Annotated in this window: 22 protein-coding genes; 11 read left to right on the top strand and 11 right to left on the bottom strand. The window is 68.0% G+C overall.

Features of this window, described 5'->3' with window-relative positions; genetic code table 11:
- Positions 1-101: 101 nt before the first annotated feature.
- The 9 genes from rpmH to ACIP6U_RS21880 all read left to right on the top strand — a co-directional run bounded on the left by rpmH (position 102) and on the right by ACIP6U_RS21880 (position 7,053).
- A complete protein-coding gene (gene rpmH / locus ACIP6U_RS21920) occupies positions 102-239 on the top strand; it encodes a 50S ribosomal protein L34 (protein WP_006381191.1) in 138 nt (45 codons plus the stop codon).
- Between the two features lie 21 nt (positions 240-260).
- Entirely contained in the window at positions 261-632 is a 372-nt protein-coding gene (gene rnpA, locus ACIP6U_RS21915) for a ribonuclease P protein component (protein ID WP_079078065.1), read from the top strand.
- A complete protein-coding gene (yidD, locus tag ACIP6U_RS21910; RefSeq protein WP_401720224.1) occupies positions 629-982 on the top strand; it encodes a membrane protein insertion efficiency factor YidD in 354 nt (117 codons plus the stop codon). The genes rnpA and yidD overlap by 4 nt, the downstream gene beginning before the upstream one ends.
- Positions 983-985: 3 nt before the next feature.
- On the top strand, positions 986-2,284 hold the full coding sequence (yidC, locus tag ACIP6U_RS21905; RefSeq protein WP_401720221.1) for a membrane protein insertase YidC: 1,299 nt from the start codon (positions 986-988) through the stop codon (positions 2,282-2,284).
- A gap of 15 nt (positions 2,285-2,299) precedes the next feature.
- Positions 2,300-2,812: a protein jag gene (locus ACIP6U_RS21900; RefSeq protein WP_401720218.1), complete on the top strand. Its 513-nt coding sequence runs from the start codon at positions 2,300-2,302 to the stop codon at positions 2,810-2,812.
- A gap of 116 nt (positions 2,813-2,928) precedes the next feature.
- Complete coding sequence (rsmG, locus tag ACIP6U_RS21895; RefSeq protein WP_401720215.1) at positions 2,929-3,645, top strand: 16S rRNA (guanine(527)-N(7))-methyltransferase RsmG; 717 nt, start codon at positions 2,929-2,931, stop codon at positions 3,643-3,645.
- Between the two features lie 296 nt (positions 3,646-3,941).
- Positions 3,942-5,015 carry a ParA family protein gene (locus ACIP6U_RS21890; RefSeq protein WP_280876266.1) on the top strand — a complete coding sequence of 358 codons (1,074 nt, stop codon included), beginning with the start codon at positions 3,942-3,944 and terminating at the stop codon, positions 5,013-5,015.
- Positions 5,012-6,109: a ParB/RepB/Spo0J family partition protein gene (locus ACIP6U_RS21885; RefSeq protein ID WP_401720214.1), complete on the top strand. Its 1,098-nt coding sequence runs from the start codon at positions 5,012-5,014 to the stop codon at positions 6,107-6,109. Before ACIP6U_RS21890 ends, ACIP6U_RS21885 begins: the two co-directional genes overlap by 4 nt.
- Before the next feature lie 326 nt (positions 6,110-6,435).
- A complete protein-coding gene (locus tag ACIP6U_RS21880) occupies positions 6,436-7,053 on the top strand; it encodes a GNAT family N-acetyltransferase (RefSeq protein ID WP_401720211.1) in 618 nt (205 codons plus the stop codon).
- 95 nt (positions 7,054-7,148) lie between these two features.
- On the opposite strand, the gene trxA is transcribed toward ACIP6U_RS21880, so the two are convergent.
- The 7 genes from trxA to ACIP6U_RS21845 all read right to left on the bottom strand — a co-directional run bounded on the left by trxA (position 7,149) and on the right by ACIP6U_RS21845 (position 16,871).
- Complete coding sequence (trxA, locus tag ACIP6U_RS21875; RefSeq protein ID WP_123998972.1) at positions 7,149-7,481, bottom strand: thioredoxin; 333 nt, start codon at positions 7,479-7,481, stop codon at positions 7,149-7,151.
- A 43-nt stretch (positions 7,482-7,524) separates the two neighbouring features.
- Entirely contained in the window at positions 7,525-8,493 is a 969-nt protein-coding gene (gene trxB, locus ACIP6U_RS21870) for a thioredoxin-disulfide reductase (protein WP_401720208.1), read from the bottom strand.
- A gap of 183 nt (positions 8,494-8,676) precedes the next feature.
- Positions 8,677-9,621 carry an anti-sigma factor family protein gene (locus tag ACIP6U_RS21865; RefSeq protein ID WP_401720205.1) on the bottom strand — a complete coding sequence of 315 codons (945 nt, stop codon included), beginning with the start codon at positions 9,619-9,621 and terminating at the stop codon, positions 8,677-8,679.
- Complete coding sequence (gene sigM, locus ACIP6U_RS21860) at positions 9,618-10,343, bottom strand: RNA polymerase sigma factor SigM (RefSeq protein WP_401720202.1); 726 nt, start codon at positions 10,341-10,343, stop codon at positions 9,618-9,620. Before sigM ends, ACIP6U_RS21865 begins: the two co-directional genes overlap by 4 nt.
- Positions 10,344-10,370: 27 nt before the next feature.
- Entirely contained in the window at positions 10,371-12,059 is a 1,689-nt protein-coding gene (locus ACIP6U_RS21855; RefSeq protein ID WP_401720199.1) for a protein kinase family protein, read from the bottom strand.
- A gap of 138 nt (positions 12,060-12,197) precedes the next feature.
- A complete protein-coding gene (murJ, locus tag ACIP6U_RS21850) occupies positions 12,198-14,459 on the bottom strand; it encodes a murein biosynthesis integral membrane protein MurJ (RefSeq protein ID WP_401720196.1) in 2,262 nt (753 codons plus the stop codon).
- A gap of 45 nt (positions 14,460-14,504) precedes the next feature.
- Positions 14,505-16,871 (bottom strand): DUF6049 family protein, encoded by a 2,367-nt coding sequence (locus ACIP6U_RS21845; RefSeq protein ID WP_401720193.1) that lies wholly within the window; start codon positions 16,869-16,871, stop codon positions 14,505-14,507.
- A gap of 233 nt (positions 16,872-17,104) precedes the next feature.
- On the opposite strand from ACIP6U_RS21845, the gene ACIP6U_RS21840 reads away from it, so the two are divergent.
- Entirely contained in the window at positions 17,105-18,547 is a 1,443-nt protein-coding gene (locus tag ACIP6U_RS21840) for a CCA tRNA nucleotidyltransferase (RefSeq protein WP_401720190.1), read from the top strand.
- Positions 18,548-18,693: 146 nt separating this feature from the next.
- On the opposite strand, the gene ACIP6U_RS21835 is transcribed toward ACIP6U_RS21840, so the two are convergent.
- The 4 genes from ACIP6U_RS21835 to ACIP6U_RS21820 all read right to left on the bottom strand — a co-directional run bounded on the left by ACIP6U_RS21835 (position 18,694) and on the right by ACIP6U_RS21820 (position 22,495).
- On the bottom strand, positions 18,694-19,203 hold the full coding sequence (locus ACIP6U_RS21835; protein ID WP_401720187.1) for a hypothetical protein: 510 nt from the start codon (positions 19,201-19,203) through the stop codon (positions 18,694-18,696).
- Positions 19,204-19,326: 123 nt separating this feature from the next.
- Positions 19,327-20,589, bottom strand: a complete 1,263-nt coding sequence (locus ACIP6U_RS21830; RefSeq protein WP_401720185.1) for an MFS transporter — start codon at positions 20,587-20,589, stop codon at positions 19,327-19,329.
- A gap of 98 nt (positions 20,590-20,687) precedes the next feature.
- On the bottom strand, positions 20,688-21,770 hold the full coding sequence (locus tag ACIP6U_RS21825) for an inositol-3-phosphate synthase (protein WP_401720182.1): 1,083 nt from the start codon (positions 21,768-21,770) through the stop codon (positions 20,688-20,690).
- Between the two features lie 44 nt (positions 21,771-21,814).
- Positions 21,815-22,495 carry a PadR family transcriptional regulator gene (locus tag ACIP6U_RS21820; RefSeq protein ID WP_401720179.1) on the bottom strand — a complete coding sequence of 227 codons (681 nt, stop codon included), beginning with the start codon at positions 22,493-22,495 and terminating at the stop codon, positions 21,815-21,817.
- Between the two features lie 352 nt (positions 22,496-22,847).
- Here ACIP6U_RS21820 and ACIP6U_RS21815 point away from each other — a divergent pair, with 352 nt between their 5' ends.
- A complete protein-coding gene (locus tag ACIP6U_RS21815; RefSeq protein ID WP_401720176.1) occupies positions 22,848-25,502 on the top strand; it encodes a transglycosylase domain-containing protein in 2,655 nt (884 codons plus the stop codon).
- The last annotated feature ends 93 nt before the right edge of the window (positions 25,503-25,595 follow it).

Genomic DNA, 25,595 nt, shown 5'->3' with positions numbered 1-25,595 from the left:
CGGGAAGCGGTGCAATCGGGCGTGACGCGAGCTTCTCGTGGGCGCACGGTGACAGCCAGGACGGCACCCGCCAAACCCCGATTGATTTCTGGAGCCCCCGAGTGAGCAAGCGCACCTTCCAGCCGAACAACCGTCGCCGCGCCAAGACCCACGGCTTCCGCCTGCGGATGCGTACCCGTGCCGGCCGCGCGATTCTCGCGAACCGTCGTGGCAAGGGTCGCGCCAGCCTGTCCGCCTGATCCCGGTCAGGTCATGCCGTCGTGCTGCCCACCGAGAACCGGCTGAGGCGGCGCGAGGACTTCGCGACCGCGGTACGACGAGGGCGCCGGGCCGGACGCCCGTCCCTAGTCGTCCATCTTCGTAGCGGTGCCACGGACCCGCACGCGCCAGGGGAGAGCGCTCCCCCGACGCGTGCGGGTTTCGTCGTGAGCAAGGCCGTGGGTGGTGCGGTGGTGCGCAACAAGGTGAAGCGCAGGCTGCGTCACCTGATGCGCGATCGAGTCGCCCTGCTGCCCCCCGGTAGCCTGGTAGTCGTACGAGCGCTGCCCGGTGCGGGTGACGCCGACCATGCACAGCTGGCCCGAGACCTGGATGCCGCCCTGGAGCGGCTGCTGGGAGGGGGCGCGCGATGAAGTACCCGCTGCTTGCACTGATCAAGCTGTACCAGTGGACGATCAGTCCCCTGCTCGGCCCGGTGTGCAAGTACTACCCGTCGTGCTCTCACTACGGCTACACGGCCATCGACCGGCACGGTGCGATCAAGGGCACGGCACTTACCACCTGGCGCATCCTGCGGTGCAATCCGTGGTCGCTGGGCGGTGTGGACCATGTGCCGCCCCGCAAGCGTCCGCGGTGGCACGAAATGCTGCGCGGCGCCCGGCGTGCACGCAAGGGCGGGACCTCCGCCGCCGAACAGGCCATCGAGGGACAGACTCCTTCGAGCCCGGCCGCCGAGACCCCGTCCCATGTCCAAGGAGCATGATTAGTGGACACGATTGCCAGTCTTTTCAGCTTCATCACGACACCCGTTTCCTGGGTCATCGTCCAGTTCCACTCCGTCTACGGGAAGATCTTCGGTCCCGATACGGGCTGGGCCTGGGGCCTGTCGATCGTGTCTCTCGTGATCCTGATCCGCATCTGTCTGATCCCGCTCTTCGTGAAGCAGATCAAGGCGACCCGGGCCATGCAGACGCTGCAGCCCGAGATGAAGAAGATCCAGGAGCGCTACAAGAACGACAAGCAGCGCCAGTCCGAAGAGATGATGAAGCTGTACAAGGAGACGGGCACCAACCCGCTCTCCTCGTGCCTTCCGATCCTGGCGCAGTCCCCGTTCTTCTTCGCGCTGTACCACGTGCTCAACGGCATCGCGACGGGCAAGACGATCGGCGTCATCAACGACCCGCTGCTCGCCAGCGCTCGTAAGGCGCACATCTTCGGTGCCCCGCTGGCGGCGAAGTTCACCGACAGCGCCGACAAGGTCGGCCAGCTCGGTGCCACGCTGACCGACGTCCGCGTCGTCACCGCGATCATGATCGTGATGATGTCGGCGTCGCAGTTCTACACGCAGCGCCAGCTGATGACGAAGAACGTCGACACCACGGTGAAGACGCCGTTCATGCAGCAGCAGAAGATGCTGATGTACGTCTTCCCCGTCATGTTCGCCATCTTCGGCATCAACTTCCCCGTCGGTGTCCTCGTCTACTGGCTGACCACCAACGTGTGGACCATGGGCCAGCAGATGTACGTCATCCGCAACAACCCGACGCCGGGTTCCAAGGCCCAGGCCGCCTACCTGGAGCGCCTGACCAAGCACGTCACGCACCACGGCAGGACCCGCAGGCGGAGCGAGAAGACCATCGTCAAGGCGATCGTCGCCAAGGGCAGGGACCGCAACGAGTTCGAGCGCAAGTTCATCAACGCGCTGAACAAGGCGGGTCTCGCGGCCCAGGCGGACGGCACCGTGGCGAAGGGCGAGGCCGAGGTCACCACGCTGACCGAGGACGGCACGCCCACCGCCGGCGGTGCTCCCAAGCGCCAGCAGCCCAAGCGTCAGTCGAAGGCACAGCGCCAGGGCGGCCCCAGGGTGGCCGGCGAGTCCACCGCCTCCGCCTCCTCGACGCCGTCGACGTCGCTGGAGAAGTCCGACGAGCCACAGGACGCCAAGCCCGCCGACAAGCCTGCGGACAAGCCCGCTCCGAAGTCCGGTGCGAGTGGTCGCAGCAAGGCCCAGTCCGGGCAGCGCAAGGGCGGTCCGCAGCGCCCCAAGTCCCCCTCCAAGAAGTAAGAAGGAGCCCATCCCGTGACGGAAGGCACCACCTCCGCTCCCGCCGAGGGTGTAGACACCCTGTCCCGCCTGGAGCAGGAGGGTGAGATCGCGGCGGACTACCTCGAGGGTCTGCTGGACATCGCCGACCTCGACGGCGACATCGACATGGACGTCGAAGCCGACCGCGCCGCTGTCTCGATCATCAGCGACTCGGGTGGCCGAGACCTGAACAAGCTGGTCGGCCGTGACGGTGAGGTGCTGGAGGCGCTCCAGGAGCTCACGCGCCTCGCCGTGCACCGGGAGACCGGGGACCGCAGCCGCCTGATGCTGGACGTCGCCGGCTACCGCGCCAAGAAGCGCGCCGAGCTCTCCGAGCTGGGCGCCAAGGCCGCCTCCGACGTGAAGAACACCGGCGAGCCGGTGAAGCTCGACCCGATGACGCCGTTCGAGCGCAAGGTCGTGCACGACGCGGTCAAGGCCGCGGGCCTGCGCAGCGAGTCCGAGGGCGAGGAGCCACAGCGCTTCGTCGTCGTGCTTCCCGCCTGATCGGTCCTACGTTCCTCCGGCCCCGTCTGTAGCGCAGACGGGGCCGAAGTTTGTCAGCCTGATAGCTCTGGTGGTCGGCGCTCGGTGCGCTGATGCGGTACGGAAGGACGGTCCCCGTGACGGAGGCAGCGGAACTCCCCCCTGCGCCCGAACAGGCGCGTGAGGTGTTCGGCGATCGGTTCTCGGATGCGGTCCGGTACGCGGAGCTGCTCGCCGAGGCGGGCGTGCAGCGCGGCCTGATCGGTCCGCGTGAGGTGCCCCGGCTGTGGGAGCGGCACCTGTTGAACTGCGCGGTCCTCTCGGAGGTGGTGCCCGAGAACGTGACCGTCTGCGATGTCGGCTCCGGGGCAGGTCTGCCGGGCATTCCCCTGGCGCTGGTCCGGCCGGATCTGAAGATCACGCTGCTGGAGCCCCTGCTGCGCCGGACGAACTTCCTCACCGAGGTCGTCGAGCTGCTGGGCCTGGATCATGTGACGGTCATGCGTGGCCGGGCCGAGGAGGTCATGGGCAAGTTGCCGCCCGTGCACGTGGTGACGGCCCGCGCCGTGGCCCCGCTGGACCGGCTGGCCGCCTGGGGGATCCCGCTCCTTCGCCCGTACGGAGAGATGCTCGCCCTCAAGGGAGACACCGCCGAGGAGGAGCTAAAAGCGGCCGCCACGGCGCTGAGCAAGCTCGGTGCGGTGGAGACGTCGATCCTCCATGTGGGCGACGGCGTCGTGGATCCGCTGTCCACGGTGGTCCGGGTCGAGGTCGGGGAGAGCCCCGGTGGTGTGCGCTTCGCGGCCAAGAAGGCGAAGGCGGCCCGGACCGGACGGGTACGTCGCCGTCGCTGATCCGTCCTGACGACGAGACGTACTCCACACAAGCTGTCAAACCTACGCATGCCGGAGTGTCGCGACAGTTTGGGTCACCACTGCTGTGCATCGTGTTTCACGTGAAACGTCGCTCCTTGTTGCACGGCATCATCAGCCGGGGCCGCGCCGCGGAACCGCGCGACCGAAAACCCCTAGGTTCGCTGAGAGAAGACGCTTCGGATGACGCTCCGTCCCCCTTCAGGGGCACGGAGTTGTCCACAGAGGTGGATTTCTCCACAGAACACCAGGCCTCACTGGTTCACGACCCCGAAGACATGGGAGGCTCTGTTCATTGCGAGCCTGAAGTCGAGGAGAGTGAATCCTTGCGGTCCGACGCCAACATCGCGGGACCGATGACCGATCCGGTCCCCGGTCCCCGTACCGAGTCGATGGGGGAGGATGTTTCACGTGAAACACCGCCTCCGATGGACGACACTCCGATCGGTCGTGCTGCCCAATTGGCTGTAGAGGCTCTTGGCCGTGCTGGCGAGGGGCTGCCCCGCCCCGAGCAGACACGCGTCATGGTGGTCGCCAACCAGAAGGGTGGCGTGGGCAAGACGACGACGACCGTCAATCTTGCCGCTTCCCTTGCTCTGCACGGTGGCCGTGTCCTGGTGATCGACCTCGACCCTCAGGGCAACGCATCCACTGCGCTGGGGATCGACCATCATGCCGAAGTCCCGTCCATCTATGACGTCCTGGTCGAGAGCAGGCCGCTGGCGGAAGTCGTTCAGCCTGTACCTGACGTCGAGGGTCTGTTCTGTGCCCCCGCCACGATCGATCTCGCCGGTGCGGAGATCGAGCTGGTCTCGCTGGTGGCCCGGGAGAGCAGACTGCAGCGGGCCATCCAGGCCTACGAGCAGCCACTCGACTACATCCTCATCGACTGCCCGCCCTCGCTCGGCCTGCTGACGGTCAACGCCTTGGTGGCCGGTGCGGAGGTCCTCATCCCGATCCAGTGCGAGTACTACGCGCTGGAGGGACTGGGTCAACTGCTGCGCAACGTCGACCTGGTACGGGGTCACCTCAACCCCAATCTGCACGTATCGACGATCCTGCTCACCATGTACGACGGCCGGACGCGTCTCGCGTCCCAGGTCGCCGACGAGGTGCGCAGCCACTTCGGTGACGAGGTGTTGAGGACGAGCATTCCCCGCTCGGTCCGGATCTCCGAGGCACCGAGCTACGGGCAGACGGTACTGACGTACGATCCGGGGTCCAGCGGTGCCCTGTCTTATCTTGAGGCGGCACGAGAACTCGCTCTGAAGGGCGTCGGTGTCAGCTATGACCCGACGCAGGCCCACATCGGCGCCCAGAGCAACCCGAGCATGGTGGAGGGCATTCAGTGAGTGAGCGACGGAGGGGTTTGGGCCGTGGTCTCGGCGCACTGATCCCCGCTGCCCCGACGGAGAAGACGCCGGCCCCCGCCGCGGTGGGAGGCAGCGGTTCCGCGTCGCCGACGTCGGTGCCGCTGCTGACGACCGACCGTGGTGTGGCCGCGGCGAAGGTGGCATCGCTGCCGCCTGTTTCACATGAAACAGAGGAGCCGTTCCTCAACGGTGTGGAGACGCCGGCACCTCCCATCGGTGCCCACTTCGCGGAACTCCCCATCGACTCCATCACGGCGAACCCGCGTCAGCCGCGTGAGGTCTTCGACGAGGACGCGCTGCAGGAACTCGTCACCTCCATCAAGGAGGTCGGCCTCCTCCAGCCGGTCGTCGTACGGCAGACGGGTCCGACCCACTACGAGCTCATCATGGGTGAGCGGCGTTGGCGGGCCTGCCGTGAGGCGGGACTCGAAGCGATCCCGGCGATCGTGCGGGCCACGGACGACGAGAAGCTTCTCCTGGACGCCCTCCTGGAGAACCTGCACCGCGCACAGCTGAACCCGCTGGAAGAGGCCGCCGCCTACGACCAGTTGCTGAAGGACTTCAACTGCACGCACGACCAGCTGGCGGACCGCATCGGTCGCTCCCGCCCGCAGGTCTCCAACACCCTGCGTCTGCTGAAGCTGTCGCCGGCCGTTCAGCGCCGGGTCGCGGCAGGAGTCCTCTCGGCGGGTCACGCACGGGCACTGCTCTCCGTGGACGACTCGGAGGAGCAGGACCGGCTGGCTCACCGCATCGTGGCCGAGGGCCTCTCGGTACGGGCGGTCGAGGAGATCGTGACCCTCATGGGGTCGCGTCCGCAGTCGGCTCAGCGCTCCAAGGGACCGCGGGCTGGTGCCCTCGTCTCCCCGGCGCTCACCGATCTCGCGGGGCGTCTCTCGGACCGCTTCGAGACCCGCGTGAAGGTCGACCTGGGTCAGAAGAAGGGCAAGATCACTGTCGAGTTCGCTTCGATGGAGGACCTTGAGCGGATCCTCAGCTCCCTCGCCCCGGGCGAGGGGCCGGTCCTCCAGAAGAGCCTTATGGACGGCGATTCCGAGGAGACCGAGGACTGAGTTCCTCCGTGGCCGGCCGGGCACTCTCGCCCGATCGGCCACCGGAGCGGGCCGTGTCCGGTGTGTACCGGACACGGCCCGCTCTTTGCTTTCAGGCAGTATCGATGGAATCGCATCGTCGATACGATGCGTTCGGGTATGGCACATCCACCTGGCAGCACCTCTTGGGGAGGCAGGGCCATGCGAACGATGAGCCGAACCGGACTGGTGGGCGCTGCCCTGGGACTGGGCGCGGTCGGCGGCTTCGTCGGCAGCCTGCTCAGGGAACACAGCGCTCTGACGGCCGCCCGCGGCGCCGCGGGCGAAGGAAGCGAGGAACAGCCTTCATGGGGCGCCGGCTCGTACCGCTCACGCTGGACAACCTCCCGGACCTTCCCAAGCGGTGCAGGTCATGTGTCTTCTGGGAGTTGGACCCCGTCAGCGGAGAAGCCGCGGTAAGAGGGGGCACGCCCGCTCTGGAGAAGGAAGGGTGGATCTCCGCCGTCCTGCTGGACTGGGGATCCTGCGGTCGGGTCGTCTACGTCGACGACGTACCGGCGGGCTTCGTGCTCTACGCCCCTCCCGCTTACGTGCCACGGGCGACGGCATTCCCCACGAGCCCGGTGTCGCCGGACGCCGTCCAGCTGATGACCGGCTTCATCATGCCGGGCTACCAGGGACAGGGACTGGGCCGCGTGATGGTTCAGACGGTCGCCAAGGATGTGCTGCGCCGAGGCTTCAAGGCGATCGAGGCCTTCGGTGACGCGCGCTGGAAAGAGCCCGGCTGTGTGCTGCCCGCCGACCACTTGTTGGCCGTCGGCTTCAAGACCGTTCGCCAGCACCCCACTTATCCGCGGTTGCGGCTGGAACTACGAACGACCCTCTCCTGGAAGGAAGACGTCGAGATGGCGTTGGACCGGCTGCTGGGGGCCGTACAGAAGGAGCCGGTGCTGCGTCCGCTCTAGCAGCGAGTGGGCCGCACACGAGGGCTCAACGGGGCTCCACGAACACGAATGGGCCGACCCGTCCGGGTCGGCCCATTCGTGTTTCACGTGAAACATCACTCAGCGATGAAGTCCTCGAGGTCGCGAACGATCGCGGCCTTCGGCTTCGCACCGACGATGGTCTTGGCGACCTCGCCGTTCTGGTAGACGTTCAGCGTCGGGATCGACATGACGCCGTACTTGGCGGCCGTACCCGGGTTCTCATCGATGTTCAGCTTGACGATCTCGATCTTGTCGCCGTACTCGGCGGCAATCGCCTCGAGGGACGGAGCGATCTGGCGGCACGGACCGCACCAGGCGGCCCAGAAGTCCACGAGGACGGGCTTGTCGCTCTTGAGGACGTCCTGCTCGAAGGAATCGTCGGTCACGTGCTTCAGGGTGCCGGCCACGGCGGGCTCCTTAACTGGTTGGTGCGGTGGGGCGGGATGGAGGTCAGACAGCGGTCTTCTCGGGCTCGGCGTTCTCCTCGTCCGCCAGTGCGGCGAGGAAACGCTCGGCGTCGAGGGCGGACGAGCAGCCGGTGCCGGCCGCGGTGATCGCCTGCCGGTAGGTGTGGTCGACGACGTCGCCGGCGCCGAAGACACCGGTCAGGTTGGTCTGGGTCGAGGGGGCGTCCACCTTGAGGTAGCCCTCTTCGTCCAGGTCCAGCTGACCCTTGAAGAGCTCGGTGCGCGGGTCGTGGCCGATCGCGATGAAGAGGCCCGTGACCGCCAGGTCGGAGAGCTCACCGGTCTTGAGGTTGCGCAGCTTCAGACCCGCGAGCTTCTGGTCGCCCTGAATCTCCGCGACCTCGCTGTCCCACACGAACTTGATCTTCGGGTCGGCGAAGGCGCGCTCCTGCATCGCCTTGGAGGCGCGCAGGGTGTCCCGGCGGTGGACGATCGTCACGGACTTGGCGAAGCGGGAGAGGAAGGTCGCCTCTTCCATCGCGGTGTCACCGCCGCCGATCACGGCGATGTCCTGGTCCTTGAAGAAGAACCCGTCACAGGTGGCACACCAGGAGACTCCGCGTCCGGAGAGCACGTCCTCCTTGGGCAGACCGAGCTTGCGGTGCTGGGAGCCCGTGGTGACGATGACGGCCTTCGCCTTGTGGACGACGCCCGCGGTGTCGGTGACGGTCTTGATGTCGCCGGTCAGGTCGACGGAGACGATGTCGTCCGGAACGAGCTCGGCGCCGAAGCGCTCGGCCTGGGCGCGCATGTTGTCCATGAGGTCCGGGCCCATGATGCCGTCCCGGAACCCGGGGAAGTTCTCCACGTCGGTGGTGTTCATCAGCGCACCGCCGGCGGTGACGGCGCCCTCGAAGACCAGCGGCTTCAACGACGCGCGCGCGGTGTAGAGCGCCGCCGTGTAGCCGGCGGGCCCGGAGCCGATGATGATCACGTTACGGACGTCGCTCACGACTGGATTCCTCGTCTCTGGACTGCATCGTCAGACCGGTGGGAGCTCCTTTCAGAACTCTCACCCCACCCAACGGATCCTAAGGGGCGTGCATTCCCGCTGTGTCCGGGCACACGGGGGCGAACACAGTGTGCGGGGACGCGGCCGAGAACACCACGGAGCACGCAGACGAAGCGCGGGCGGTCAGGGCTGGGCGTAGGACTTCGTCAGCAGGACCTTCGCCTGAGTGGACGGAGCCTTGGTCGCGCAGGTCGCGTCCACGACGTACGCGGTCACCTTGGCGCTGTCGGAAGCGTCGGTCAGGACGACCAGCAGGACGGGAGTCCCCTTGTAGGTGCCCTGCTTCGTGGCGAGGGCCGCGTCGGACCGGCCGATGCCCCTCTGGATGCACGCGGGAACGTCGGGCACGTTGAAGATCTTGGGAGAGACGGTGTCGGCGCTGGGATCTCCCGCGATCCCGAAGCTGTGGTTGGTGCCGGAGCTGCTTCCGGAGCGGTCGTTCTTGCCGAGGAGATCGGCCACCTGCTTCTGAAGCCCGCCCTCGGAGAAGGTGTCCGCAGCAGTGGACCGGCCGTTCGCCTCCGTGTCGGAGGGCTTGCCGTCGTTGTGCGTGGCGACCAGGACACCACCGAGCCCGAGAGCGGCGACCGCGAAGACACTGCCGAGGACGGCGACCCGTCGACGCCCGGCCGACTTCCGGTCCTTGCGACCCGGCCCAGTAGTCCTGACCCGGGCATGACCCGCCGGCCGGTCAGCCGTTGCCGATGTTTCACGTGAAACATGTGCGCTGTCGCTGTCGCCCTGAGTGGACAGGGACGAAGACGCACCCACGAGCACAGGGGTGGCAGGGATGTCCGTGTGATCGGGCGCCGACGCGTCGAGCAGCGCCTCGGCCGCGAGGGCCGCGTCGATCCGTTCCGCGACATCGTCGGGCATGCGCTGTGCGACCGGCACCGTGCCGAGCAGTCCCCGGATCTCCTCCAGGGAGGCGTACACGTCCGCGCAGAGTTCGCACCCGTCCAGATGCCGTCGTACGTCGGCGGTCCGGGACGGCGGGAGGAGTCCTTCGGTGAGGTCGGAGATCTCGGCGACGTCCGGGTGCCCGGCCATGTCCGTCGTGGATGTCACGCTCGCCCACCTCCGCCCTTCACTGCAGCTGGATCGCTTGGCCCTGTATCGCGTGGACCGGTGCTTGGCGGTCCCGCTGCGGGTGGGACGGATGTCCCCTGCGTCCGGTTCCGCCCCTGGCCCCCTTCCTTTCCGTCACCCGCGTTCTCCGGCCGCAGGTGGGTGAGGAGGGGGAGCAGTCTGGCTCTGCCCCGCGCGCAGCGGCTCTTCACTGTCCCGGTGGGGACGTCGAGCACGCGGGCGGCTTCGGCGACGGGGTATCCCTGCATGTCCACCAGGACGAGGGCCGCGCGCTGGTCGGGCGGCAGTGTGCCGAGGGCTTTGAGGAGCTGGCGGTGCAGGTCGTTGCGCTCGGCCGGCGCCTCCGCAGACTCGTGCGGTTCCAGGAGCTGCTCGAGCCGTTCGTTGTCGTCGACGGGAGAGGTCTTGCGGGAGGCCGCCTTGCGGGCCCGGTCGAGACAGGCGTTCACGGTGATCCGGTGCAGCCACGTCGTGACGGCCGACTGGCCGCGGAAGGTGTGGGCAGCCCGGTAGGCGGAGACGAGGGCGTCCTGCACGGCGTCAGCGGCCTCCTCGCGGTCGCCCAGCGTCCGCAGGGCGACAGCCCAGAGCCGATCACGATGCCGCCGCACGAGCTCACCGAAGGCGTCGGGGTCGCCCTCCACGTGGCGGGCGAGCAACTCCTGGTCACTCGCTCCCGCGTATCCGGCGCCTTCCGCCATCTGACCCCCTCTGCCTTGCCGTCAGCCTCAGCTGGTCACCTTGATGTCCGCCACCCGGCCGCGGTTGCCGTCGTCCGTGAGCGGCAGCTTGGTCAACCAGACCAACAGGTAGCGGGACTTGAGGGACTCGTTCGGCTTGAGGGTGACGCTCGTACCCGAACCGCCGGCGACCTTCTTGTAGGAGTCGAAGGACGTCGGTTCCGAACTCGCGTCACTGGATGCGGCGCGCAGTTCGACGGACGTGTCCCCGATGAAGGTAACCGTCACCTTGCCGACCTGCTGGACCTTGCCGAGATCGAGGATGACACCGAGGCCCGGTTTCAGGTTCCCGAAGGTAGCGCCCTTGTAGTAGTCCGTCTGCCAGTAGGTCGAGAGGCTGTTGTCGTAGGTCTTGCCTATGTCGCCCGGCTTCTCGGACCCATCGCCGAACGGGTCGAAGTCGCGGGCACCGCTGATGGCGATCGGCTTGCTGACCGCCTTCTGCGGGTTCTTGTCGTTGCCGTCCGTCGTCTGGGTCTGGTTCGTGTCGTCGGACTTGTTGCCCTTGTCCATGAGGGCGTCCGCCAACTGCCAGCTGCCGAGGCCGAGCGCGGCGATCAGGAGAGCCGAGACGGCCCACTTGAGGGCCTTGCCGGTGCGGCTCTGCAGCGGGGCCGGCGGTGTCGGCAGCTGCTGAGTGGCGCCCGGGTGCGGCGCGGGGCGGCCGTACGAGCCCTGTTGGTACGTCGTGCGCTGGTACTCCGGCGGAGCCGTGAACGCGGGCTCCGGTGGCCGGATGCGCGGCATCTCGCCGACGGCCTTGACCAGTTCCTCCGGCGTCGTGCACGGAGCCTCGTGACGGGAGGCGGTCGCCCCGTCGTTGGCGAGCGCCCGCATGGAGAGCTCGGACAGGCCCCGGTGGACATGGGCACGCACCTGGTCGGGCGCGATCAGGCCGACGTCCTTGGGCAGCCCGGCCAGACCGTAGGCGTCGTCCTCGTACGGCCAGCGCTGTGTGAGCGCCGCGTACAGGAGGGCGCCGACGGACTCCGTGTCGGTGCGCTGCGGGGTCTCGGACGTGATGCCGCGCAGCGCGGCGTTCACGGCGAGGCCGCGGATACGCCACTGACCGCTGGAGGTGCGCAGCACGGCGTTCGGGTTCAGCCGCAGATGCGCCAGGCCCTCGCGGTGCGCGGCGGCCATCGCCGAGGCGATCTGACTGACCATCTGGTACGCGTCGTGCGGCTCCAGCGGGCCGGGGGCGAGCAGTGACGTCAGCTCGACCGCGTCGGGCAGCCACTCGTGGACGACGTAGACGAGGTCGTCCTCCTCGACGGCGTCGAGGACCTGGACGAAGCGCGGGTCGCCCAGCAGCGCCGACGAACGGGCCGCGGCCAGGACGGAACGTGCCCGCGCATGGTCCGCGGGCAGGAGGTGGACGCCGACAGCGCGGCGCAGTTTCTCGTCGACGGCGCGCCAACTGCTGAATCCGTCCAGACGGGTGACGCACTCCTCGAGCCGATACCGCTTGGCGAGCTTGTGACCGCTGTGCAGCTCGGGCGGTGAGGCCTTCTCGGGACCCTCGGTCCCGCCACTCCCCTGTGCCTCGTCGTTCTCCGTGTCCCGCTCCCGGTTCTGGGCCACGCCGTCGGCCGTGGACTGGTCCGCCTCGGCGGTCAGCGGCTCATCGCCGCTGTTGTCTGCCACGTCGACGGCAGCCGTGCTCCGTTCCGCCACCGTCGTCCCTGCCTCCCCACTCATCGCGCGCCGACCGACTTCCGTGCGCGCCGTCCGACGCCGAACCCAATTGTGCCCACAGTCCGCCGCTATGCACGACACACGATGGCGGACGATGGTTGTGCGCGTACCCCGGCCTCAGCGACCCAGACGTCCACGGACCATGCCTACCAGCGAGTTCAGCTCCTCGATCCGCATGCGCCGGGCCGCGACGAAGAAGATCCCGAGCAGCACTGCTCCACCGGCCAGCAGTGCCGCGAAGGATCCGACAACGCCTTGGCCGAGCGTGTGGCCGATCCCGTAGCAGGCCGCGCCGCTGAGCAGCGCCGCGGGCACCGACGCGATGCAGAGCCGCGCGTACGTCCGCAGGACGCGGTTGCCGTCCAGGTCGCCGTTCAGCCGCTTGCGCAGCCGGTTCCAGGCGACACCGACGCCGATGGCGTAGGCGAGACCGTACGAGGCGGCCATGCCGACCACGGCCCAGCGGGCCGGCAGGAGGTAGTAACAGAGCACCGAGGCCCCGGCGTTGACCGCGGCGACGATGACCGTGTTGTAGAAGGGCGTCCGGGTGTCCTCGTAGGCGTAGAAGGCGCGCAGGACGACGTACTGCACCGAGTACGGGATCAGGCCGAGGGCGAAGGCCATCAGCATGAAGCCCATGTTCGTGGCCTCGCTGGTGCCCGAGGAGCCGAAGATCAGCGTGCACATCGGGATGCCGAGGGAGAGGAGACCAAAGGCGATGGGCACGATCGCCACGGCGGTGGTGCGCAGCCCTTGGGAGATGTCGTCGCGTACGGCGCCGCCGTCGCCCTCGGCCGCGGAGCGCGAGATGCGCGGCAGCAGCGCGGCCATCAGGGAGACGGTGATGATCGCCTGCGGCAGACCCCAGATCAGCTGGGCGTTGGCGTAGGCGGCGAAGCCGGTGCCGTCGACGGGTGAGGACTTGCCAGCGGAGGTGGACAGCTGGGTGACGACCAGTGCGCCGGCCTGGTTGGCGAGGACGAAGAGGACGGTCCACTTGGCGAGCATCGCTGCCTTGCCGAGACCGTGGCCCTTCCAGTCGAAGCGCAGCCGCAGCCGGAATCCCGTCTCGCGCAGGTAGGGGATCATCGCGAGGGCTTGGACGACCAGGCCGAGGAGGATGCCGATGCCGAGGAGTCGCTGACCCTGCGGCGGGATGTTCCCGGCCTCCATGCCGGAGTTGGCGGAGGTGCCGTACACCCAGATGAACATGCCGAGGGTGACGATGATGACGATGTTGTTCAGGACCGGGGTCCACATCATCGCGCCGAACTTCCCGCGCGCGTTGAGGATCTGCCCCATCACGACGTGGATGCCCATGAAGAAGATCGAGGGCAGGAAGTAGCGGGTGAAGGTGACGGCGACCTCATTGGCTGCCGGGTCGTCGGCGACCTTCACCGACAGCAGGCGGACCAGCAGCGGTGCGGCGAAGACGGCGAGTGCCGTGAGCGCGCCCAGCGCAATCATGACAAGGGTCAGCAGCCGGTTGGCGAACGCCTCGCCACCGTCCTCGTCCTCCTTCATGGCGCGTACGAGCTGCGGCACGAAGACGGAGTTGAGGCCGCCGCCGACGGTCAGGATGTAGATCATCGTCGGCAGCTGGTAGGCGACCTGGAAGGTGTCGCCGAGCAGGCCGACGCCCAGGGCGGAGACGATCAGCGCCGAGCGGACGAAGCCGGTGAGGCGGGAGACCATCGTGCCCGCGGCCATCACGGCGCTGGACTTCAGCAGCCCCGTGGCTTTCCCACCGGCCTTCTTCGCGGCCGGAGCAGCGGTCACGGCGGGTGCGGCGGCGAGGTTCATGGTCCGGTCGTCCACGGGCGGCGGAGCCTGGTACGCGGGAACCGGTCCCGGCCCGCCGGGGGCTTGCGCCGGACCCGGAACCGCGGGGGAACCCGACGCGGGGAAGCCGCCGCCCTGTTCCTGGTCGCGGAAGAGGTGCGCGAAGGCGTCCGGCTCGTGGCGCTCCTCGCCGGCCTGCGTGACCAGGTCGTCGACACCGACGTACTGGGTGGTCCGGGGATCGTCGCCGTACGGCAGGTACTGGGTCGCTCCGTCCGGCTCGGGCGCCGGGGTCTGGGCCCACACACGGGGGTCGGGTGCGTACGGGGACTGGGGCGGCTGGCCGTAGAGAGGCTGTTGAGGCTGGTACGTGCCCGGGGGCGGCGGGGGATGCGCGGCGCGGTCGTAGAGCGCCTCGGCGACCGGGTCCTGAGCGGTGAGGTCCTGGGCCCGGTAGGGGTCCTGGTCGTAGGCGTCCTGGAGGTACATGTCGGCGGGGGGCTGCGGCGGTACCTGGCCGTGCTCGGGCGGCGGGCCCTCGGGGTGACCCGAGCTGCCCGCGCCCTGGCCGCGATCACCGTCGTACGGCGCGTTCATGACTTACTCCACCTCATCGTCCCGGGCCCACCGGCCACGACATCCTCAACGGTCCACTCTCTCACCCGTGCCGGACGGGTCGGCGCTTTCCGCTGCGGTGTCCGGTGTCGGGTCACTCGGCTGCTCCGGGTCGTCTGCCCGGGTGCCGGTGCCGGACTCCTCCGTGAGACGGTCCGAGGGGTCCTCGGGGTTCTCCGGGCCGTCGGTGGGATCCGCCGCCTCGTCGGGGCCGTCCTCCTGGGCCTCGCGGGCGGCCGCCCTCTTGCGCTGGGTGTACATCCGGAAACCGGCGAGGACGAGCAGGAGGAAGCCGCCGCCGATGACCAGCATCACGGTGGCCGTGAACTCGGTGACCTTGACGTCGAAGGTGACCGGGGCGCCGTACGGCTGGCCGTCCTGCGTGTACAGCTGGGCGATCACCGTCGCCTGGCCGTTGGCCTTGGCCGAGGTGGTGAACTTCACCGTCTGGCTGTGCCCGCCGGACACCGCGATGGGCTGCTCGAAATAGTCGTGGCCGTGGATCTGCAGGCGGGTCGGGCTCGTCGACGTCAGGCGCAGCATCAGGTGGTCCACGCCCTGCACCAGGTTGTTCTGCACGGTGACCGGGATCGTGGCGCTGCGTCCTGACAGCTTGGTGTCGGACTTGTCGATCAGTCTGACCTGACCGGTGATGTCGTAGAGGTAGGCCTCCACACCGGTGCGGAAGCTGGTGGCGGCGTTCGCCCGGCCCCGCCACGACGTCGACATCTCACGGTTCATGGCCCGCCCGAAGGGGGTCACCACGCGGGCCTGGTCGGTGAGGACCACCTTGAAGCTCTCGAGGCTGCTCTGCGTCCTCGCGATCTGCTCGAAGGCCGACCGCGGCAGCTCCTGCTTGCGCAGAGAGGAGGGGTACGAGGACGCCGACGGCACCTTCGTCGTGGCGCCGGGGTCGGGCTTGGCCTTCGCGGCCGCCGTGAGGTCCTGGGACGCGGACCAGGTGCCGTCCTGCAGGGCGGTCAGCGCGGTGGCCATCGCCTGGGCCTGGCGGGCCGACGGCATCCGCTGCGGGGCGACGACGATGCTGCGCTGGTCGTCCGTCTGGAGGTTGAGCGAGAGGCTCTGCGCGAGGAACTCCTGCACGGCGAGCGTGGCGTCGGAAGCCTTCGTCAGGTCGCCCTGGAACGCCTTGGACAGCCGGGCGTCCGCGACGACCGCCGTGGTGCCGCCGCCGATCGGGCGGGCCGCTGAGGGGGTGTAGGACAGGCCGCCGGTCTCCTGGAGGCTGTCGCTGCGCGCGATCACCTTGTCGGCCCCCGCGGAGGTGGCGACCTTGACGATCGACGGGTCGACGGCGCCGTCGACGGGCCACGCGAAGTCGGTGCTCGGCGTCACGTGCAGGATCGTGTCCACCGTGGTGGCGGCGACGTCGGTCGCCTCGTTGAGGTGGTTCAACGAACCGGTGACGCTCGTGCCGTTGTGGGCGAGGGAGGCCAGGTCGGGATCGGCGAAGGGAAGCGCGACGACGTCCTTCTCCGCCACCGCGCTCTGCAACTCGTCGAGGAACGCCTTGGCGACCGCCTGATGGGTGCCGGCCGTCGTGGTGGTGCCGTCGGCGGACCGGATCCGGTAGCTGCCCGTCATGGCGTCGATCGAGGCCAGCAGGTCCGGATCGATCACCCACGTGACGTCCAGGTCCTTGCCCAGGGACAGCATCTGGTCCAGGCGGCCGCCGGCGGAGATCTCCTTGGCGAGGTCGTCGTTGAGGAAGACCGGCGTCTGCTGCTCGTTCGATCCCGTCTCCGCCGTCATGTGCACGGTCGAGATCAGTGGCCACAGGAACGTGGTCTTCGTCTTCGTGTCCGCCTCTTCGGGCTGCCACGGCAGGAAGGTCCGCTGGATGCCGAGGACCTGGTCCCAGGGTTGCGCGGACGTCTGGCCGGACAGGGAGACGGCGAACGGGTAGACGCCGTCGTCGCCGAGGTCCAGCTTGTCGACCGGCACGGAGATGCTGAAGTGCTCGGCGACGCCGGGAGTGAGTTTGGAGAACTTCTGGACGTACTTGCCGCCGACCTCGGAGCCGGTCGCCGCCTGGGTGTCGGTGCTGCTCTTCGCGGCGTCCTCGATGGCCGACCGTGTGTTCAGCGGAGATCCCAGAGAAAGCCCTACGTGCGCCCCGGTGACCGCCTGCTTGCCGTTGTTGGTCACCGTGCCGGTCACGGTCACCGTGTCGCCGTCCGTGGGGGCGCTGGGGCTGAGGGAATCCAGGGCCACGGACACCGAGCCCGAATCGGCCGCCTGAGCGAGCGTGGCGGCAGGCAGCTGGAACAGACCGGCCAGCAGAGGCGCACCGGCGAGCAGCGCTCCGGTGCGCCGCAGCCACCGGCGGGCAGGTGAGGGACTCGTCCCCGGGAAGTCTGCCGCCTCGGCCACGCGTTCGCCCGTCCCTAGTCGTCGTCAGTGGTCGTCGGAATGTGCGTCCACGCATGGTAACGATGCGCGCGGAGGGGAAGTGCCGCGGACTGGTCCACAAGATCGGCAGACTGGGGCAGGTGCCCTGTATGTGCGGGTATGCAATACCGGCCGCCGCGCATGTCCGGCGAAGCTCTTTGTGGACGTTTAATGGAGACGCCCGCGGTCGCCCGCGCCACGTACCCTCTTCTGTTGTGCCGAACGCCAACGAAGACACCTCCAGCGCCCTCCGTCAGGTGCCGCACCGTGCGGTGAGCGAACCACTCCAGGTCGCCCCTGTCGCCGAGGACCTCGCCCTCCGTTTCCAGGAAGCCGGGTTCTCACTCGCCCTGGTCGGCGGCCCGGTCCGGGACGCGTTGCTCGGCCGGCTCAGCAACGACCTCGACTTCACGACCGACGCCCGCCCCGAGGATGTCCTCAAGATCGTCCGGCCGTGGGCGGACGCCGTGTGGGAGGTCGGCATCGCCTTCGGCACGGTCGGGGTACAGAAGGACGGCCACCAGCTCGAGGTGACCACCTACCGGTCGGAGGCCTACGACCGGACCTCCCGCAAGCCCGAGGTGTCCTACGGCGACTCCATCGAGGAGGACCTCGTCCGGCGGGACTTCACCGTCAACGCGATGGCCCTCGCGCTCCCCGAGAAGAAGTTCATCGATCCGCACGGCGGACTCGACGACCTCGCGGCAGGGGTCCTGCGCACCCCGGGCACTCCCGAGGCGTCCTTCTCCGACGACCCGCTGCGCATGATGCGCGCGGCGCGCTTCGCCGCCCAGCTCGACTTCGAGGTGGCTCCCGAGGTCGTCGCGGCCATGAAGGACATGGCCGGACGGATCGACATCGTCTCGGCGGAGCGGGTACGGGACGAGCTGAACAAGCTCATCCTGTCTCCGCACCCCCGGAAGGGACTGACCCTGCTTGTCGACTCCGGCATCGCCGATCACGTCCTGCCCGAGCTGCCGGCCCTGCGCCTGGAGCGCGACGAGCACCACCGGCACAAGGACGTCTACGACCACACCCTGATCGTCCTTGAGCAGGCGATCGAGCTGGAGCAGGACGGCCCCGACCTGACTCTCCGGCTTGCCGCACTCCTGCACGACATCGGCAAGCCGCGTACGCGTCGGTTCGAGGACGACGGCCGGGTCTCGTTCCACCACCACGAGGTGGTCGGCGCGAAGATGACGAAGAAGCGCATGACGGCGCTCAAGTACTCCAACGAGCTCGTGAAGGACGTCTCACATCTGGTCGAACTCCACCTGCGCTTCCACGGATACGGCACCGGCGAGTGGACGGACTCGGCGGTCCGCCGCTACGTCCGTGACGCGGGACCGCTCCTCGACCGCCTCCACAAGCTGACCCGCTCGGACTGCACGACGCGGAACAAGCGGAAGGCCGCGGCGCTCTCCCGGGCGTACGACGGACTGGAGGAGCGGATCGCCCAACTGCAGGAGCAGGAGGAGCTGGACGCGATCCGTCCGGACCTCGACGGCAACCAGATCATGGAGATCCTCGGGGTCGGCCCCGGCCCGGCCGTCGGTCGCGCCTACAAGCAGATGCTGGAACTCCGTCTGGAGAACGGGCCGATGGGGCACGACGCCGCGGTGGCCGCGCTCAAGGAGTGGTGGGCTCAGCAGGACTGAGTCCGTGGAGCGGGGTCATGTTTCACGTGAAACATGACCCCCACTGCGAACGACCGGGGCCAGGGCGTCGGAGGCGCCAATGAGCTGGGCGCGCCAAGGGGCGATGTTTCACGTGAAACATCGCCCCTTCTGGGTCCTGCTCGTTCTTACTTGTCCTTCAGGCAGAGCAGGAAGTCACTGCCGTCGCCGGACTCCGTGTACGAGTACTGGAAGTCCTTCGCCTGCTCCTCGCACTTGCTCTCCGCCGTCACGGCCGAGTAGTTGCCCTTGATCTTGGCCAGCACCACGTACTGGGCCTTCGCGTCGCTGCAGCCCACGACCTCAAGGTCCGGGTTGGTGTCGCTCGTGCTGCCTCGGTGCATGCAGTCGCCGACCTTCGCCGTGTCGGCGTCGTCGCGGCTGGTTATGTAGCCGCCGATGGCTACGCCCGCGACGACCAGGACGATGACGATGTTCTTGATCGTCTTGAAGCTGAGCTTGCGACCCTGCGGCGGGGCCGGGGCGAACGGAGCGGCTCCCTGAGGGGGGAACCCGGGCTGGCCAGGCTGCTGCGGGTAGCCGGGCTGCGGCGGGTAAGGAGCCTGGCCCTGGGGCTGGCCGGCAGGCTGCTGGGCCTGCGCGAACGGGTTCTGGCCCTGGGGCGGCGGAGTTGTCACTTGGGGGTCCCCCTCAAACATGGATGCGTGTCGCGCGTAAGAAGCGCGTAAGACGGACGTAAATTACCGGCCGCCACTGACATCTCTGTAGCCCCATCGAACTCTGTTTCTTTGATGTGACACTTACTGGCGCTCAAAGCGGGCCATAGCCGCCGCAACTGCCCCGTAGACAACGGCGATTGCGAGGACCAGCGTCACCGAGCGGCCGTCGGGCGGCAGCATCAGGGCGGCCACCGCTGCCGCGCCGACGAAGGCGATGTTGAAGAGGACGTCGTAGACGGAGAAGACCCGCCCGCGGAATCCGTCCTCCACCGAGGACTGCACGATCGTGTCCGTCGCGATCTTCGCGCCCTGGGTGGTGAGGCCCAGGACGAACGCAGCGACCAGCATCGGTGCGGTGGCGAACGGGAGGCCCAGCGCGGGCTCCAGGACCGCGGCCGACGCGGCGCAGACGGCGATCCAGGGGCCCGGTCCGAGGCGTCCGGCTGCCCAGGGGGTCAATACGGCCGCCACGAAGAAGCCGGCGCCGGAAATCCCCAACGCAAGCCCCAGCAGGGCGAGTCCGTCGTCCGTGGTCGTGGAGAAGGCGTAGCGGCAGAGCATCAGCACCATGACCAGCAGGGCGCCGTAGCAGAACCGCATCAGCGTCATCGTCAGGAGCGCCCAGGCGGCCTCCCGACGCGGTGGTGCGGCGAGGTGCCGTACGGCCGCCGCCAGGTCGCGAGCGGTGCCCGAGAGGGCCGTCGTCAGCCTCTGCCGCACCAACTCACGGTCCGGCCCCAGCAGTTCGGGTGCGAGACGCAGTGACGCGAGTGCCGCGCACAGGTACAGGGCGGCGCCCAGCAGCACCACTGCCGCGTCGGAGTCCGCGAACACCAGCCGTACGACGAAGGCGAGACCGCCGCCCGCGGTCGCGGCGAGCGTACCGGCGGTCGGGGAAAGGGAGTTGGCCATCACGAGGCGCTCGGCGTCCACCACGCGTGGCAGCGCGGCGGACAGGCCCGCGAGCACGAAACGGTTGACGGCGGTGACGCACAGGGCGGAGACGTAGAAGAGCCAGTCCGGGACATGGACGAGGATCAGGACGGCCGTCGCCGTCGCCATCAGCGCGCGCAGCAGATTGCCGTAGAGGAAGACCTGGCGGCGGCGCCAGCGGTCCAGCAGGACGCCGGCGAAGGGGCCCACGAGGGAGTACGGGAGCAGCAGGACCGCCATGGCGGAGGCGATCGCAGTGGCCGAGGTCTGTTTCTCCGGGGAGAAGACGACGTACGACGCGAGCGCGACCTGGAAGACGCCGTCGGCTCCCTGTGAAAGCAGGCGTACGGCGAGCAGACGCCGGAAGTTCCCGAGGCGCAGGAGAGCGCGCAGGTCCCGCACGACAGCCATGGGCACAGCCTCACATACGGGGAGGGTCCCGGGGTCGGTGACCCGGGGACCCTCTCAGCCCTGGCAGGAGCGTTCTCAGTGACGCGCGCCGGTGGTGCTCAGCGCTCGACCTCGCCCTTGATGAACTTCTCGACGTTCGCGTAGGCCTCGTCGTCGAAGTACTGGACCGGCGGGGACTTCATGAAGTAGCTCGACGCGGAGAGGATCGGGCCGCCGATACCGCGGTCCTTGGCGATCTTCGCGGCACGCAGGGCGTCGATGATGACACCCGCGGAGTTCGGGGAGTCCCAGACCTCGAGCTTGTACTCCAGGTTCAGCGGGACGTCGCCGAACGCGCGGCCCTCAAGGCGGACGTAGGCCCACTTGCGGTCGTCGAGCCAGGCCACGTAGTCCGAGGGACCGATGTGGACGTTCTTCGCGCCCATGTCGCGGTCCGGGATCTGCGAGGTGACGGCCTGCGTCTTCGAGATCTTCTTGGACTCCAGGCGGTCGCGCTCCAACATGTTCTTGAAGTCCATGTTGCCGCCGACGTTGAGCTGCATGGTGCGCTCGAGACGGACACCGCGGTCCTCGAACAGCTTCGCCATCACGCGGTGCGTGATGGTGGCGCCGACCTGCGACTTGATGTCGTCACCGACGATCGGGACACCGGCCTCGGTGAACTTGTCCGCCCACTCCTTGGTGCCGGCGATGAAGACCGGAAGGGCGTTGACGAAGGCGACCTTGGCGTCGATGGCGCACTGGGCGTAGAACTTCGCCGCGTCCTCGGAGCCGACGGGCAGGTAGCAGATGAGGACGTCGACCTGCTTGTCCCTGAGGATCTGGACGACGTCGACCGGCGCCTCGGCGGACTCCTCGATGGTCTCTCGGTAGTACTTGCCGAGACCGTCGAGGGTGTGGCCGCGCTGGACCGTGACGCCCTTGTTCGGGACGTCGCAGATCTTGATGGTGTTGTTCTCGCTGGCACCGATGGCGTCCGAGAGGTCGAGGCCGACCTTCTTCGCGTCGACGTCGAAGGCGGCGACGAACTCGACGTCACCGACGTGGTATTCGCCGAACTGGACGTGCATCAGGCCGGGCACCTTGGACGCCGGGTCGGCGTCCTTGTAGTACTCGACTCCCTGTACCAGCGACGCGGCGCAGTTGCCCACGCCGACGATGGCTACGCGAACCGAACCCATTCCGGTTGCTCCCTGTGTGTACGAGTGAGGCCCTGGCAGGGACCTCACGTGGTGGTGTCGCCGGGCGTATCCGGCCCGGGGGTGTCCCCGGGCCGGGGCAGGACGCCCGGCGCTCCCTCTGTGGTGTCGCGAGCGGGTTCTCCGTGGGCGGGACCCTTCAGGTCCCGGCCCGCCCGCTCACTTTCGATGAGCTCGTTCAGCCAGCGCACTTCGCGCTCCACGGACTCCATCCCGTGGCGCTGGAGCTCAAGCGTGTAGTCGTCGAGGCGCTCTCGGGTGCGTGCCAGGGAGGCGCCCATCTTCTCCAGGCGCTCCTCCAGCCGGCTGCGACGGCCCTCCAGCACGCGCATCCGTACGTCCCGGGACGTCTGCCCGAAAAAGGCGAAACGAGCGGCGAAGGTCTCGTCCTCGTACGCGTCGGGGCCGGTCTGCGAGAGCAGTTCCTCGAAGTGTTCCTTACCTTCCGCCGTCAACCGATAGACGATCTTGGCGCGACGCCCTGCGAGTGGAGCTGCGAGGGCGTCCTCGGGGGCGTTCCCCGGTTCCTCGATCAACCAGCCGCTCGCGACCAGCGTCTTGAGGCACGGGTACAACGTTCCGTAGCTGAAAGCCCGGAACACGCCCAGCGACGTATTGAGCCGTTTGCGCAGCTCATAGCCGTGCATCGGGGATTCGCGCAACAGGCCGAGGATGGCGAACTCGAGGATCCCGGCACGCCGGCTCATCCGCTCGCCTCCTCGTCTTATGTCGCGCCGATGTATCGACTCGATACATCATGACGATAGAACGGCCTTCCGGATGCGACAAGTGGGGAGACGGTGAACGGGATCACATCACTTATTCACCCGAGGCAAGTTGCCTGATTTGGGGTGAACTTCGGGGCTAGGCAGGTTTTGACGGTGCGTAGTCTGTGCGCCATGGACACCACCGGGAACCGAGTGACGCGAGGGGGCGTCATCGTGCTCGGTGCAGTACGGATGAATGCAGGATCGACCGCATCCGTACTTCGGGGGGACCGGAAACCAGCCGCCGTTTCCAGGCGCGCACGGGTGCGCCTGCCCGAGGAGTAGTCGTTCGATGAGCGAGCACCGTCGCAAACCGCCGCAGCCGCAGGGAGGCGGACGTGCCGAATCCCGACGCGGCCAGTCCGGTGCGTCCTCCGGCCGCCGTGCGGCACCGCGAGGCGCCACCGGATCTCCTGCCGACGCGTACGGGTCTGATTCATACGGTTCGGGAGGCGAGGAGCCGTCGTACGGCGGCCGCGCCGAGGCCCGCCGCGCTGCACAGAGAAGCGGGGGCGGTCGCCGCAGGGCGCCCGAACCCGGTGGCCCCAGCGGACCCGGACGCGGCAGGGGCCGCGCCGTACCCGCCAAGAAGAGGCTGATCGACTATCCGCGCGCGGGCAAGTACGGCGCCGCGCGCTGGGTGCCGTCGTGGAAGCTCATGGCCGGCATGTTCATCGGCTTCTTCGGCAGCCTGGTCGCCGTCGCGGGCGTCGCCTACGCCCTCGTGGGCGTCCCTGACATCGCCAAGACCGCCGAGGCGCAGAACAACGTCTACTACTGGGCCGACGGCAGCGAGATGGTCGCGACGGGTGGTGAGACCAACCGTCAGATCGTCAACCTCTCGCAGATCCCCGAGGCGATGCGGTACGCCGTCATCTCCCAGGAGAACAAGACCTTCTACACCGACAGCGGCATCGACCCCAAGGGCATCGCCCGCGCCGTGTTCAACATGGCCAGGGGCGGTGAGACGCAGGGTGGCTCCACCATCACCCAGCAGTACGTGAAGAACGCCATGCTGGACGACCAGTCGCAGACGATCTCCCGGAAGTTCAAGGAGATCTTCGTCTCGATCAAGGTGGGCACCACGGTCAAGAAGGACCAGATCATGGCCGGCTACCTGAACTCCGCGTACTACGGGCGCAGCGCCTACGGGATCCAGGCCGCCGCCCGCGCGTACTTCAACAAGGACGCCGTCGATCTCAACCCGGGCGAGTGCGCCTTCCTGTCGGCGATGCTGAAGGGCGCCACGTACTACGACCCGGCCGGTGCGACGTCCATCGACTCGGCCGCCACTCCCCAGGCCAACAGCAAGCGTGCCCTGGTCCAGATGCAGGACACCCTGAACAAGATGGTCGAGTACGACCACTTGGACGCCACGGAGCGGGCGAAGTACACCACGCTGCCCAAGGTGCAGAACCCGCGGTCGAACGCCGCGCTCAGCGGGCAGGTCGGCTACCTCGTCGACCTCTCCAAGGCGTATCTGATCAACAACACGAACATCACCGCCGACGACCTGCAGAAGGGCGGCTACTCGATCTACACGACCTTCGACAAGAAGAAGGTCAAGGAGCTCGAGGACTCCGTCAAGAAGGTCCAGAAAGCCAACATCAAGCCCAAGCAACGCCCGGAGACGGACACGCACGTCCAGTTCGGTGGTGCTTCCGTGAATCCGACCACCGGGGCCATCGAGGCCATCTACGGCGGTGAGGACGCGACGAAGCACTTCACCAACAACGCGGATGTGACGGGTGCTCAGGTCGGTTCGACCTTCAAGCCGTTCGTTCTCGCGGCGGCGATGAAGTGGGGCGTGCGGGACAAGAGCCTCGGTGCGGAGCAGGCGCAGGACGAGCGCACCCAGGTGTCCCCGAAGAGCCTGTTCAGCGGTAAGAACAAGCTCAAAATCAAGGACTACGACGATACGGTCTGGAAGAACGAGAAGGGCCAGGAGTGGCTGCAGACCAACGACGGCAACGAGTCGTACGGCAGTCCGCCCAACTACGACATCGACCTCCGCGAGGCGATGCGTGAGTCGGTGAACTCCGCCTTCGTGCAGCTCGGCATGGATGTCGGCCTGGACAAGGTCAAGGAGGCGGCCGTGGACGCCGGTCTGAAGTCGGACAGCCTCGCCGGCACCAGCTTCCCGTCCTTCTCCATCGGTATCTCCGACCCGAGCGCGATCCGCATGGCGGGTGCGTACGGGACCTTCGCCGCCAGTGGTGAGCAGCGTGACCCGTTCTCCGTCCAGAAGGTCACCAGCAAGGACGGCACGGTCTTCACGCACAAGGACAAGCCCAAGCAGGTGTTCACCCGGGCGGTCGCCGACAACGTCACCGACGTGCTGAAGACCGTGGTCGACAAGGGCACGGGCACCAACGCCAAGCTGGACGACCGGGAGGTGGCCGGCAAGACCGGTACCACCGACGGCAACAAGTCCGCCTGGTTCGTGGGCTATACGCCGCAGCTGTCCACGTCGATCACGATGTTCCGGTACGACGACGACGAGACCAAGAAGAACCGCACCTTCCTGGAGATGTACGGAACGGGTGGTCAGAAGAAGATCCACGGTGCCTCGTTCCCGTCCGAGATCTGGCACGACTACATGGAACAGGCGATGAAGGGCGAGAAGGTGCTGTCCTTCCCGACGCCCGAGCCCATCGGTGAGATCGTCAACGAGGAGCCGAGCCCGACGCCCACTCCGACGCCCACCGAGACCGAGGAAGCCACTCCGACCCCGACGCCGACGCCGACCGAGACGGTCGAGAGTCCGACGCCCACGGTGAGCGAGTCCTGCCGGTTCGAGTTCCAGTGCGGTGGCGACGACGGAGGTACCGACGACGGCGGCACGGACGGAGGCGCGTCCTCGACGCCGACGGCCACGGAATCGACAGGCACCGGCACCAGTAGAGGCGAGGACAACGGAGGCATCTTCGGAGGTCCGAACGGCTAGCTGCCAAAACGCCCAGCACGGGTGTTTCACGTGAAACATGCATATGTTTCACGTGAAACAGGGGCCGTCACATCCACCGGATGTGGCGGCCCT

It is taken from the genome of Streptomyces sp. NPDC088794 (assembly GCF_044750545.1).
GTDB lineage: Bacteria > Actinomycetota > Actinomycetes > Streptomycetales > Streptomycetaceae > Streptomyces.
The sequence above is the reverse complement of the archived record's forward strand: the minus strand, read 5'-3'. Positions and strand labels throughout refer to the sequence as shown.